The organism is Streptosporangium nanhuense (genome assembly GCF_059358815.1).
In genome coordinates this window covers 55,050-67,873 of the sequence record NZ_JCADBG010000029.1, presented here as the reverse complement: position 1 = coordinate 67,873, position 12,824 = coordinate 55,050, and the positions used below count along the sequence as shown (strand labels likewise).

Annotated in this window: 10 protein-coding genes; 5 read left to right on the top strand and 5 right to left on the bottom strand. The window is 71.9% G+C overall.

The features are described from left to right. Positions 1-53 precede the first annotated feature (53 nt). The gene (locus AC5L38_RS38230; protein WP_495247695.1) at positions 54-1,550 is read left to right on the top strand and encodes an alpha/beta hydrolase; all 1,497 of its coding nucleotides are present in this window, start codon (positions 54-56) and stop codon (positions 1,548-1,550) included. Positions 1,551-1,647: 97 nt separating this feature from the next. On the opposite strand, the gene AC5L38_RS38225 is transcribed toward AC5L38_RS38230, so the two are convergent. Continuing rightward, positions 1,648-2,616: an EamA family transporter gene (locus AC5L38_RS38225; RefSeq protein ID WP_495247694.1), complete on the bottom strand. Its 969-nt coding sequence runs from the start codon at positions 2,614-2,616 to the stop codon at positions 1,648-1,650. A gap of 38 nt (positions 2,617-2,654) precedes the next feature. Here AC5L38_RS38225 and AC5L38_RS38220 point away from each other — a divergent pair, with 38 nt between their 5' ends. After that, positions 2,655-3,161, top strand: coding sequence for a MarR family winged helix-turn-helix transcriptional regulator (locus AC5L38_RS38220; protein ID WP_495247693.1), 507 nt, complete (start codon positions 2,655-2,657; stop codon positions 3,159-3,161). Positions 3,162-3,431: 270 nt separating this feature from the next. On the opposite strand, the gene AC5L38_RS38215 is transcribed toward AC5L38_RS38220, so the two are convergent. Then, the gene (locus AC5L38_RS38215) at positions 3,432-4,526 is read right to left on the bottom strand and encodes an epoxide hydrolase family protein (protein WP_495247692.1); all 1,095 of its coding nucleotides are present in this window, start codon (positions 4,524-4,526) and stop codon (positions 3,432-3,434) included. Between the two features lie 97 nt (positions 4,527-4,623). On the opposite strand from AC5L38_RS38215, the gene AC5L38_RS38210 reads away from it, so the two are divergent. Next, complete coding sequence (locus AC5L38_RS38210; RefSeq protein ID WP_495247691.1) at positions 4,624-5,091, top strand: MarR family winged helix-turn-helix transcriptional regulator; 468 nt, start codon at positions 4,624-4,626, stop codon at positions 5,089-5,091. A gap of 73 nt (positions 5,092-5,164) precedes the next feature. Here AC5L38_RS38210 and AC5L38_RS38205 read toward each other — a convergent pair whose 3' ends face one another. The 3 genes from AC5L38_RS38205 to AC5L38_RS38195 all read right to left on the bottom strand — a co-directional run bounded on the left by AC5L38_RS38205 (position 5,165) and on the right by AC5L38_RS38195 (position 7,836). Further along, on the bottom strand, positions 5,165-6,439 hold the full coding sequence (locus AC5L38_RS38205) for an MFS transporter (RefSeq protein ID WP_495247690.1): 1,275 nt from the start codon (positions 6,437-6,439) through the stop codon (positions 5,165-5,167). Positions 6,440-6,550: 111 nt separating this feature from the next. Further along, positions 6,551-7,342 (bottom strand): SDR family NAD(P)-dependent oxidoreductase, encoded by a 792-nt coding sequence (locus AC5L38_RS38200; RefSeq protein ID WP_495247689.1) that lies wholly within the window; start codon positions 7,340-7,342, stop codon positions 6,551-6,553. A 14-nt stretch (positions 7,343-7,356) separates the two neighbouring features. Then, positions 7,357-7,836, bottom strand: a complete 480-nt coding sequence (locus AC5L38_RS38195; protein WP_495247688.1) for a MarR family winged helix-turn-helix transcriptional regulator — start codon at positions 7,834-7,836, stop codon at positions 7,357-7,359. An 88-nt stretch (positions 7,837-7,924) separates the two neighbouring features. Here AC5L38_RS38195 and AC5L38_RS38190 point away from each other — a divergent pair, with 88 nt between their 5' ends. Continuing rightward, a complete protein-coding gene (locus AC5L38_RS38190) occupies positions 7,925-11,254 on the top strand; it encodes an efflux RND transporter permease subunit (RefSeq protein ID WP_495247687.1) in 3,330 nt (1,109 codons plus the stop codon). A gap of 127 nt (positions 11,255-11,381) precedes the next feature. After that, positions 11,382-12,812 (top strand): adenylosuccinate lyase, encoded by a 1,431-nt coding sequence (gene purB / locus AC5L38_RS38185; protein WP_495247686.1) that lies wholly within the window; start codon positions 11,382-11,384, stop codon positions 12,810-12,812. Positions 12,813-12,824: the final 12 nt, after the last annotated feature.

Below are 12,824 nucleotides of genomic sequence, written 5' to 3'. Positions count from 1 at the left end.
TGGTGACGTGGCCGCACTGCCGGACGAGCGCCGAGACGGCTGTAATCGACCAGATGAAGCACTTGAGCCTGCGAAGAGCCCTGACCCCCCTGACAGCCCTGGCCGTCGCCATCGTGGCGACGGTCCTCCCGCAGGGGGCGCCGGCCGCGGTGACGGCCGCATCGAGCGCGCCGGGCGCGCCGGGCGCGGTGCGGTGGGGGACGTGCCCGAAGGACGTCGCCGCGCCCGGTCTGGAGTGCTCGACGCTCAAGGTGCCGCTGGACTACCGCGACCCGGACGGGCGGAAGATCGAGGTCGCGATGTCCCGCCTGGCGAGCGGGGACCCGGCGCGGCGGCGTGGCGTGCTGCTGCTCAACTCGGGCGGCCCGGGCGCGACGGGCCTGCGCTTCCCGGTCGATCTCGTGGCCGCCGGCCTGCCGCGGAGCGTGCTGGACACCTATGACGTGATCGGGTTCGACCCGCGCGGCGTCGGCCGCAGCACGCCGGTGACCTGCGCTCTGACGCAGGAGCAGCAGTTCCAGGGCAACGTCCCGCCGTACGCGGCCACCACGGCCGACGTGGCGAGGCGGGCCAAGGAGGTCAGGGCCGTCGCCAGGCAGTGTGCCACGTCGAAGACGGCCTGGATGCTGCCGTACGTCACCACCGCCAACACCGCCCGCGACATGGACCGCATCCGCGAGGCGCTGGGCGAGCCGAACCTCTCCTATCTCGGCTACTCCTACGGCAGCCACCTCGGCGCGGTGTACGCCACGCTGTTCCCGCGGCGCGGCGACCGGATCGTGATCGACAGCAACCTGCCTCCCCGTGGCATCACCTACAGGGACAGGAGCCTGTTCGCCCGGGGCTTCGAGGACCGGCTCCCCGACTTCGCCGAGTACGCCGCGGCCCACCCCGAGCACGGGCTGGGCGGCACACCGCGGCAGGTGACCGAGAAGTACTTCGAGCTCGTCAAGCGGCTGGACAGGACGGCGGTGCACGGGGTCGACGGTGCGATGTTCCGGATGATCACGTTCGGCATGCTCTTTCGCGACACGACCTTCCCCGCGCTGGCCGACTTCTGGAAGATGGCCGACACCGGCCAGGCGCCGCCGCCGGCGGAGGTCCCCGTGCTGGACGCGGACAACGCGCTGTCCAGCCATCAGTACGTGGTCTGCGGCGACTCGCGCTGGCCCCGGTCGGTCCGTGCCTATCAGCGCGACGTCGAAGCCGACCGGAGGCGGTACCCGATGTTCGGCGCGGCGGCGGCCAACATCCGGCCGTGCGCGTTCTGGCCGTCCGGCCCCGTCGAGCCGCCGGTGCGCGTCGGTGACCGGGGCCCGTCGAACGTCCTGATGGCGCAGTTCCTCCGTGACGCGGGGACGCCGCTGGCCGACGCCATGAAGATGCGGCGGGCGCTCGGCGACCGGGCCCGGATGGTGACGGTCGACCAGGGCGGCCACGGTGTCTACCTGTTCGGCGAGAACACGTGCGCGGACACCGCGGTGACGGCGTTCCTGACCACGGGCGAGCGCCCGGTGCGTGAGCTGGCCTGCGCGGCGGAGCCCGCCTGATCCGGGCCGCCGCGACGGGGGTGGCCCTCCCGGCCTGCCGGCCCCGCCTCAAGGGCATGGTCCGCGCCGGTCGTGACCGCACCGCGAAGCGGCGTGCTCACCGGCGCGCACACCCGGCGTGCGCGCCGGTGAGCACGCCGTCTCCCGCCCGGCCCGCCGAAGCCGGGCCGGGCAGCTCGGCCCGGCTTCGAAGGCGCGCGGCGAGGCGGGCCGCGACGGGCTGGCCGAGCAGGATCCCGAGCAGGACCAGCGCCAGCCCGCACAGCTGCCGGGCGGTGAGCGCCTCCCCGGCGACCATCGTGCCGAGCAGTACCCCGGTCACCGGATTGAGCAGCCCGACCAGGCCCACCGTCGCGGCCGGAAGGTGGCGCAGCCCTGCGAACCAGGCGGCGAAGGCGAGGGCCGTGGCGACGACGGTGACGTAGCCGAACCCGAGGATCGCCGGTCCGTCCAGGGCCGGCGGAGGGCCCTCCACCGCGACGGCGAAGGGCAGCAGGACCAGGCCCCCGGCGATGAGCTGCCACGAGGTCGACGCCAGCGCGCCGGCGCGGGCGTCGGTGCCGGTGGTCCATCTCTTGGCCAGTACGTAGCCGAACGACGACATCACCATGGCCGCGACGGAGGCGAGCACGCCCAGGCCGTCGACCGCGGCCGCGCCGGTGAACAGCATGAGGCACACCCCCGCGATGCCGATGCCCGCTCCGGCCAGGTGCGCGAGCCGCGGCCGTTCCGAGAGTATCGACCAGGCCAGGAGCATCATCGCCACGGGCGACGTCGCCATGATCGTCGAGGCGACGCTCGTCGGGAGCAGCTGGGCCGCCAGGTAGACCAGCGCGAAGAACGCGCTCATGTTGAGGGTGCCCAGCACGAGGGACTTCCACCACCACGACCCGCGTGGGAGCCTCCCGCACAGCAGCAGGAGCAGGAGCCCCGCGGGCAGTGCCCTGATGGCCGCTCCGTACAGGGGGTAGCCGGGCGGCAGGAACTGGTGGGTGACGAAGTAGGTCGTCCCCCACGCGATCGGTGCCGTCGCGGTGAGCAGCGTCCAGCGAAAAGTGGCTTCCATGGAAGCAATATACCTTCCCGGGAAGCTACTATGGGGACATGAGCGAAACTTTCGACCACGTCGCCCGCATCCAGCGCGAGTGGGCCCGTGAGCGCCCGGATGTGGACGTGAGCCCGCAGGGGGTGATCGGGCGCCTGCACCGCCTCGCCGGGCACCTCACCGAGCAATTGTGCGTCGTCTACCGGCGGTACGGGCTCGGGGAGGGGGAGTTCGACGTCCTGGCCACCCTGCGGCGCGGGGGCGCGCCCTTCGAGCGCGCCCCCGGGGAGCTCGCCGCCTTCACCATGGTCACCACCGGCGCGATGACCAAGCGCATCGACCGGCTGGAGCGCGACGGGCTCGTCGCCCGCCGCCCGAGCGAGAGCGACGGCCGGGGGCGGGTGGTCGCGCTCACCGCCGCGGGCAGGGAGCTGATCGACCGGGCCTTCGCCGAGCACATGCGCAACGAGCGCCGCCTCCTGGACGGCCTGTCTCCCGAGGAGGCGGCACTCCTGGAGGCGCTCCTCACCACCTGGCTGGCCCGCTTCGAGGCGCCCACTGAATAAATCTACATTGTAAAGGCGATCGGCTGGAGTTCAAGATCATTTACGATGGACTAAAGACTCATCACCCACAAACAAAGGCGTCCTGTTTTCGGTCGCACCCGAAACCAGGGCCGACGATCGATCGCCGTCAGGCACGTGCGCAGGCTTCGCCGCCCCGTCGGCCCGTCGGCTTCGGGCAGCGCGACCCGGTCGTGGGCGGCGGCCGGTTCGGGGGGCGTACGTCAGGCTGTGACGGGCGGCCGTGTCCGACGCCGCGTCGGTCGTCGGCGCTCAGCGGGTGGCGTGCCCGAGGCGGGTGAGGAAGAAGTCGCGGATGTCCTCGGCGAGCAGTTCCGGCACCTCCATGGCGGCGAAGTGGCCGCCGCGGTCGAACTCCGACCAGTGCCTGATGTCGTACAGCCGCTCGGCGAGGGGTCGCACCGATTGGGTGATGTCGTGGGCGAACACCGCCACGCCGACCGGTACCGGGCACGGTGTGGTCGCTCGCGGGGTGTCGTGGTGCAGTCGTGCGGAGGAGGCGGCGGTGGCGGTCAGCCAGTACAGGGAGACGTTGGTGAGCATGCGTTCGTCGCTGATCTGTGAGCGGGGGTCGGTCCAGTGGGCGAAGCGTTCGGCGATCCAGACGAGCTGGCCGACCGGGGAGTCGGTCAGGGCGTAGCCGATGGTCTGCGGGGTGAGGGCTTGCAGGGCCTGGTAGGGCGGGCGGTTCGCCATCAGTTGTCGGACCTTGTCCAGCCGGGCTTCGTCGGTTTCTGACAGTTCGAGGTCGGTGTCGGGGATCGGCCGGGTCGGCAGGAAGTTGACGTGCACTCCGAGGACGTGTTCGGGGGCGGTCGCGCCGAGTGCCATGGAGATGCCCGAGCCGAAGTCGCCGCCTTGTGCGCCGTAGTGGTCGTATCCGAGGCGGTGCATCAGTTCGGCCCAGGCTCGTGCGATGCGGGGGATGTCCCAGCCGCGTTCGTGGGTGGGGCCGGACAGGCCGTAGCCCGGGATGGAGGGGATGACCAGGTGGAAGTCGCGTGACAGTGGCTCGATGACGTCGAGGAACTCCAGGAAGGAGCCGGGCCAGCCGTGGGTGAGGATGAGTGCGAGGGCGTCCGGGTTGGGGGAGCGGACGTGGACGAAGTGGATGTTCTGGCCGTCGATCTCGGTGGTGTGGTGGGGGAGTTTGTTGAGTTCGGCCTCGTGTGCGCGCCAGTCGTATCTGGTGCGCCAGTGTTCGGCGAGTTCTTTGAGTCGTGTGAGGGGGAAGCCGTAGTCCCAGCCGGCGCCGGTGACCTCGTTGGGCCAGCGGGTGCGGGTGAGCCGGTCGGTCAGGTCGTCGAGGTCGGTCTGGGGGATGTCGATGCGGAATGGCTTGATCATGGTTTCTGGGCTCCGGGGATTCGTTTGGCTGGCTAACGTTTACTCGACTAACGATAGCAAATCATTAGTGCGCCGAACGAGTCGTTAAACTGGCCGCATGGAGACCGAGAGGACGCCCGCCCGGTGGGAGAACCTGCCCAGCTGGCTGCTCGGCCGGACCGCCCAGCACGCGCACCGCCTGGTGGGTGAGGGGTTCTCCTCCGTCGGTGCCCGCGGCTACCACTACCGCCTGCTGGCGACGCTGGAGGAGTCCGGCCCGGCCAGCCAGGCCGCGCTGGGCCGCCGTAGCGGCATCCATCTCAGCGACATGGTCGCGACGGTCAACGAGCTGGCCGAGGGCGGGCTGGTCGAGCGCGCCCCCGACCCTGCCGACCGGCGGCGCAACGTCATCTCGCTGACCCCGGCGGGCGAGCGGCGGCTGCGGCGGCTTGAGGAGCGGCTGGCCGCATGCCAGGACGAGCTGCTGGCTCCGCTGTCACCCCAGGAGCGGCGGGGGCTGACCGAGGTGCTGTCCAGGCTGCTGGATCACCACGACCGGCGCGCCGCACCCCCCGAAGAGCCCTAGAGCCGTGGCCGTGTCGGCGTTTTGCCCGGTGGGTACGCCGGAATCGGCCCCGCGCCCCGGCGGGGCCGTCCGCTCATCGTGAGCGTGTGTCCGTCTCGCCGGCGTCGATGCCGGCGTCAGCGTCAGCGTCAGCGCCGGTGCCGGTGCCGGTGCCGGTGCCGGTGCCGGTGGGGTGGGTGTGTGGCCGTGGTGTCTTGCGGGGGTGCAGCGCCCCGGCGGAGGCGGCCATGAAGGCGGCGAGGAGGGCGGGGATGCCCAGGGCGGCGGGCAGGCCGACGAGTTCGGCGGCGCCGCCGATGATGGCCGGGCCCGCGACGAGGCCGGCGTAGCCGACGGTGGCGACCTGGGCGATGGCCTGTCCGGCGCGGGCGGGGTCGTGGTTGCCGGCGGCGGAGAAGACCTGGGGGACGATGGTGGCCAGGCCGAGGCCGAAGAGGGTGAATCCGGCGATGGCGATGGGGATCTGGCCGGCGAGCAGGGCGGCGGCCAGGCCGGCGGCGGCCAGGAGGCCGGAGTAGCGGACCAGGCGTACGGGCCCGAGGCGTTGGGCGAGGTGGTCCCCGGCGAAGCGGCCGAGGGTCATGGCGGTGGAGAAGGCGGCGAATCCGGCGGCGGCGACGGCCTGGGAGGCGCCGAGGTTCTGGAAGAGGTAGACGGCCGTCCAGTCGTTGGCGGCGCCTTCTCCGACGAGGCCCGAGAAGGCGACGACGCCCATGAGGATGATCCAGCCGGTCCACGGGGCGCGCCGGCGTGGGGCGGTGGTGGTCGCGGCGGGGGCTGGGGTGGCGGGCAGCAGGTGGCGGCGGGCGTACAGGGAGGTGAGGGCGAGGGGGATGCCGACGGCGGTGAGGGTGGTGGCGGCGCTGAGGCCGAGGGCGGCGAACAGGCCGCCGATGCCGGCGCCGGTGAGGCAGCCGAGGCTGAACATGCCGTGGAAGGAGGACATGAGGGGGCGGCCGTAGGCGCGTTCGACCTCGACGCCGTGGGCGTTCATGGAGACGTCGAGGAAGGCGTTGGTGAAGCCGAAGAGGAAGAGGGTGGCGATGAGGGCGGGCAGGGTGGGGGCGTAGCCGGGGGGGATGACGGTGAGGGCGGTGGCGACGGCGGCGGGGGTGATGAGGCGGGCGCTGCCGAGGCGGTCGGTGAGGTGCCCGGCGAAGCGCATGCCGGTGACGAGTCCGATGGCCACGGCCAGGAGGCCGTAGCTGAGCTGGCCGTCGCTGAGGTGGAGGTCGTGTTTGACGGCGGGGATGCGGGCGGCCCAGGCGCCGGAGGTGATGCCGAGGAGGATGAAGAAGTGGGAGACGGCCCTGCGGGCGCCCGTGGGGGGCCGGTGGGTGGTGGTCATGGGCTCCCCGGGTGTGTTGGGCTCCGGGGCGTATTCAATCACGGTGGTCCGGGAAGATCACGGGGTCGGTGGGCGATCGGTGGGCGATCGGCGGGCGGGTCAGTGGACGGGTCAGTGGACGGAGAAGCCTCCGTCGACGCAGATGGCCTGGCCGGTGATGTAGGCGCTCGCGTCGCTGGCGAGGAGGACGGCGATGCCGGCGAAGTCGGCGGGGCGGCCGTTGCGGCCGGTCATGGTGCGGGCGGCGAGTGCTTCGACGCGGCCGGGGACGGCCTGGGCGGGTTCGGTGAGGGGGGTCAGGACGAAGCCGGGGATGACGGTGTTGGCGCAGACGCCGTGGGGGGACCAGGCTTCGGCCTGGGAGCGGGTGAGGCCGGTGATGGCGGCTTTGGAGATGCCGTAGGCGCCGCTGTCGCCGAAGGCCTTGTGGGACTGCTGGGAGCCGATGTTGATGATGCGGCCCCAGCCGCGCCGGGCCATGCGGGGGCCGAAGTACTGGCCGAGCAGGTAGGGGGCGGTGATGTTGACGGCCATGGTCTGCTCGTAGTCGCCGGGGGTGAGTTCGGCCATGGGGGGCCGGATGTTGTTGGCGGCGTTGTTGACGAGGATGTCGATGTCGCCGAAGTGGGTGGGGGCCTGGTGGCACAGGCGGGTGACGTCGGCGGGGTCGGCGAGGTCGGCGGTGACTGCGGCGGCGTTGATGTGGTGGTCGCGCAGCTGGGTGAGGGCGTCGTCGAGCTGGGGGGCGCGGCGGGCGGCGATGACGACGTTGGCGCCGGCGTCGCCGAGGGCGCGGGCGATGGCGTGTCCGATGCCGGAGCTGCCGCCGGTGACGAGGGCGGTGCGGCCGGTGAGGGAGAAGAGGGTGCCGGTGGGTGCTGTGGGTGCTGTGGGTGCTGTCACGTCGACAGAACCTATCATCCGACCTTTTTGTGGGGGGCGGTGTTGCGGAGGGTGCGGGCGGCCTGCTGGATCTTGTCCATGATGACGGACATGTCGCGCAGGGTGGGGGTGTCGAGGTGTTGCAGCAGGCGCCGGAACTCGGTGAGGCCGGCGTCGGCGATCTGCTCGATGAGGGCGCGCCCGGCGGGGGTGAGTTCGGCGCGGCGGATGCGGCGGTCGCGGGGGTCCTCGCGGCGGGCGACGAGGCCGTGGGCGACGAGGCGGTCGACGATGCCGGTGACGGTGCCGAGGCCGACGTCGAGGTGGGTGGCCAGGTCCTGGCCCGAGGCGGAGCCCTGGCCGGAGAGGATCATGACGACTTTGAGCTGGCGCATGGTCAGGTTGGAGTCGAAGAGAGGGGAGGGGGCGCGGTGCTGGGCCAGGAGCCTGCCCAGGTCGCGCTGGATGGCGCCGATATGGTCGATCAGCTGTTCGCGGTCGTCGTTCACGCTCACCTCTCGCTTCCTGAGAAGGTTATCAGGATTGGTAAGCATCGTTAAATATTCGTATGAGGCGAAGTGTTAGTCTAGGGCGAATCTTGTTGTGACATCCCTCCTTGAGGAGCCCGCCCCCATGACCTCCCTGGCCAGGTTGAGCCTCGCCAACCGCAGCCTCGTCATAATGATCGCGTTGGTGCTGAGCGCGTTCGGCCTGTTCGCGATTCCCTCGCTGAAACAACAGCTGCTGCCCTCGCTGTCGTTCCCGGGCGCGTTCGTGGCGGCCTCCTACCCGGGCGCCTCTCCTGAGATCGTCGAGGAGCAGGTGACCGAGCCGATCGAGAACAGCTTCCAGGGGCTGGAGGGGGTCTCGGAGGTGACCTCGACGTCCCGGGAGGGGATGGCGCAGGTCCAGGTGGCGTTCGAGTACGGCACCGACATCGACGCCGCGGTCGCCGACATGCAGCAGGCGGTCTCGCGGATCGAGGCGCAGCTGCCCGAGGGGGTCGATCCGCAGGTGTTGTCGGGCGGGACCGACGACATCCCGGTGATGCAGCTGGCGGTGGGCGACGGCGGCGATCAGCGGGTCATGGCCGAGCGGCTGGGGCGGCTGGTGGTGCCGGAGCTGCAGGCCATCGAGGGAGTGCGCTCGGCGACGGTGACGGGCACCCGCGACGAGGTGGTGACGATCACTCCGGACCTGCGCAAGATGGCGCTGCTGGGGGTGTCGCCGACGGCGATCACCGAGGTGCTGCGGGCCAACGGGCAGCCGATCCCGGCCGGCAGCGTGACCGAGGACAAGGTGTCGCTGACGGTCCAGGTGGGGGCGCGGATCTCGACCCTGGAGCAGCTGAAGGACCTGTACCTGACGCCGGCCGCGCCCGCGGCGCCGACGGCTCAGCAGGCGCCCGCGCAGGCCCGCCAGGCGCCGCCCGGCGGCGGCTCGGCGGCGCAGCTCCAGCAGGCCCAGCGGGCCGCCCAGGCCCAGGCGCAGCGCCCGGCGGCGGCTCCCAAGCCGGTGCGGCTGGGGGATGTGGCCACGGTGGAGCGGACCCTGGCCGAGGGCACGTCGCTGACGCGGACCAACGGCCAGCCGAGCCTGGGGTTGTCGCTGACGATGACCCCGGACGGCAACGCGGTGGCGATCTCGCACGAGGTGAACGAGAAGATCCCGGATCTGGTGCGGGCCATCGGGGACTCCTCGGAGATCACGGTCATCTTCGACCAGGCGCCCTACGTGGAGCGCTCGATCGAGGACCTGACGACCGAGGGCCTGCTGGGCCTGGCGTTCGCGGTGCTGGTCATCTTGGTCTTCCTGCTGTCGGTGCGCTCGACGCTGGTGACGGCGGCGTCGATCCCGCTGTCGGTGGTCATCGCGCTGATCGCGCTGTGGGTGGGGGACTACTCGCTGAACCTGCTGACGCTGGGCGCGCTGACGATCGCGGTGGGCCGGGTGGTCGACGACTCGATCGTGGTCCTGGAGAACATCAAACGTCACCTGGGATACGGCGAGGCCAAGCGCAAGGCGGTACTGGCCGGGGTGCGCGAGGTCAGCGGCGCGGTGACGGCCTCGACGCTGACGACGGTGGCGGTGTTCCTGCCGATCGCGGTGGTGGGCGGCATGGTGGGGCAGCTGTTCGCGCCGTTCGCGATCACGGTGACGGTGGCGCTGCTGGCGTCGCTGCTGGTGTCGCTGACGGTGGTCCCGGTGCTGGCGTACTGGTTCCTGAAGGCGCCGGTGCTCTCGCCGGAGCAGGCGCGGGCGGTGCGTGAGGAGGCCGAGGCCAAGGAGATGCGCAGCCCCCTGCAGCGGGCCTACCTGCCGGTGCTGCGGTTCGCGACGCGGCGGCGGCTGGTGACGATCCTGATCGGCGTGGTGGTGTTCGCCGCGACGATGGGACTGGCCGGGCGCCTGGAGACCAACTTCATCGACTCCTCCGGCCAGGACACGATCTCGGTCAGCCAGCGGATGCCGGCCGGCACCGACCTGGAGACGACGGACGCGGCGGCCAAGAAGGTCGAGGAGGTCCTGGCGTCGCTGAAGGGCGTGCGCGACTACCAGGTCAACGTGGGCGGCGGCGGCGGTTTCCTGGGCATGGGCGGCGGCGGTGGCGTCGGCGACCGGGCCTCGTACTCGCTGACGGTGGCCGAGGACACCGACAGCGCGGCGCTGGAGGAGCAGCTGCGCACGCGGCTGGCGGAGCTGCCCGAGGCCGAGATCGGCAAGGTCACGATCGGCGGCGGCCAGGGCGCGCCCGGCGGCGGGTCGACCAACCAGCTGCAGGTGATCGTGCAGGCGCCGGACGTGGCGACGCTGCGCACGGCCAGCGAGGCGGTCCGCACCACGATGGCCGACCTGGGCGGGCTGCGGGATGTGACCTCCAACCTGGCGGCCGGCGCCGAGCGCGTCGAGGTGCGGGTCGACCGGGAGAAGGCCGCGGCCAGGGGGCTGACGGAGACGCAGATCGGGCAGCTGGTGGCCCAGCGGTTCCGCGGGGCGCCGCTGGGCGAGCTGACGCTGGACGGCCGCTCGGGCGCGGTGGTGCTGCGGACCGCGGACGCCCCCCAGGACGTCAAGGCCGTCGAGGCGCTGAAGCTGCAGACCGCCACGGGTGTGGTGAAGCTGTCGCAGGTGGCGAAGGTGTCCACGGTGGCCGGTCCCACGCAGGTGACGCGGATCGACGGCGAGCGCAGCGCCACGGTGTCGGGTACGGCCACCGGCAGCGACCTGGGCGCCACGACGACGCAGCTGACCACCAAGCTGGACGCGCTGGCGCTGCCGGCCGGGGCGAGCTACACCATGGGCGGGGTCAGCGCCGACCAGGCCGAGGCCTTCGGGCAGCTGGGCCTGGCGATGCTGGCGGCGATCGCGATCGTCTTCATGATCATGGTGGCGGCGTTCCGGAGCTTCGTGCAGCCGCTGATCCTGCTGGTGTCGGTGCCGTTCGCGGCGACCGGCGCGATCGGGCTGCTGCTGGCCACGGGCACCCCGATGGGCGTTCCGGCACTGATCGGCATGCTGATGCTGATCGGCATCGTGGTGACCAACGCGATCGTGCTGATCGACCTGATCAACCAGTACCGCGAGCAGGGCATGGGCATCGTGGAGGCGGTGATCGAAGGCGGCCGGCGCAGGCTGCGGCCGATCCTGATGACCGCCGTGGCGACGATCTTCGCGCTGATCCCGATGGCGCTGGGGCTGACCGGCTCGGGCGGGTTCATCTCCCAGCCGCTGGCGATCGTGGTGATCGGCGGCCTGCTGTCGTCGACGCTGCTGACGCTGGTGCTGGTGCCGACCCTGTACGTGATGGTGGAGCGGCTCAAGGAGCGGCTGGGCCGCAAGCCCAAGAACACCGGCAAGGACGGCGGGGACGGCGCTGAGCGGCCGCAGCTGAAGGTCTACGACAAGGACGAGCTGGCGCCGACCACCCGGTAGAAGCCGGTAGAGGTCATGGGCAGGGGAGCCGGTCGCCCGGAAAGGGCGGCCGGCTCCCGCCTTTCCCCGGGGGGACGCGGTGACCCTGGTCGGGGCGGGCGGCGACGGCGGAATATACTGACGCAACGTGACTGCCAAGCCGCGTATCCCCAATGTCCTTGCCGCCCGCTACGCCTCCGCGCAGCTGGCCCACCTGTGGTCCTCTGAGTACAAGGTGGTGGCCGAGCGGCGCCTGTGGCTGGCCGTGCTGGCCGCGCAGGCCCGCCTGGGGGTGGAGGTGCCCCCCCAGGCGCGGGCGGACTACGAGAAGGTCATCGACCACGTCGACCTGGAGTCGATCGCCGCCCGCGAGCGCGTCACCCGCCACGACGTCAAGGCCCGCATCGAGGAGTTCAACGCGCTGGCCGGCCACGAGCAGGTGCACAAGGGCATGACCTCACGCGACCTGACCGAGAACGTCGAGCAGCTGCAGATCCGCGACAGCCTGGTGGTCGTCCGCGACCGGTGCGTGGCGCTGCTGGCCGCCCTGGCGCACCTGGCCACCACGCACTCGCAGCTGGTGATGGCCGGGCGCTCGCACAACGTGGCCGCGCAGTCGACGACGCTGGGCAAGCGGTTCGCCTCGGCGGCCGACGAGCTGCTGGTGGCGTTCGCCCGGCTGGAGGAGCTCATCGCCCGCTACCCGCTGCGCGGCGTCAAGGGGCCGGTCGGCACCGCCCAGGACATGCTGGACCTTTTGGGCGGCGACGCCGCCAAGCTGGCGGCCCTGGAGGACGAGGTGGCCGCGCACCTGGGGTTCGCCCACCGGCTGACCAGCGTGGGGCAGGTCTACCCCCGCTCGCTGGACTACGAGGCCGTCACCGCGCTGGTGCAGCTGGCCGCGGCCCCCTCCTCGCTGGCCAAGACGATCCGGCTGATGGCCGGGCACGAGCTGGTCACCGAGGGCTTCGCCGAGGGCCAGGTCGGCTCCTCGGCGATGCCGCACAAGATGAACACCCGCTCGTGCGAGCGCGTCAACGGCCTGGCGGTCATCCTGCGCGGGTACGCCTCCATGACCGGGGAGCTGGCCGGCGACCAGTGGAACGAGGGCGACGTCTCGTGCTCGGTGGTGCGCCGGGTGGCGCTGCCGGACGCCTTCTTCGCCTTCGACGGGCTGGTGGAGACCATGCTGACGGTGCTGGAGGAGTTCGGCGCCTTCCCCGCGGTGATCGCCGCCGAGCTGGACCGCTACCTGCCGTTCCTGGCCACGACGAAGATGCTGATGGCCGCGGTGCGCGCCGGGGTGGGCCGCGAGAGCGCCCATGAGCTGATCAAGGAGCACGCGGTGGCCTCGGCGCTGGCGATGCGCCAGGGCTCGGGCGGCAACGAGCTGATCGCCCGCCTGGGAGCCGACGAGCGCTTCCCCCTGGACGCCGCGCGGCTGGCGGCCCTGCTGGGTGAGCCGATCTCCTTCACCGGCGCGGCCTCGGCCCAGGTGGAGGCGGTCGTGGCCCGCGTGGCACAGGTCGTGGCCCGCCACCCGCAGGCCGCCGCCTACCGGCCCGGGGCGATCCTCTGAACACCACGCACA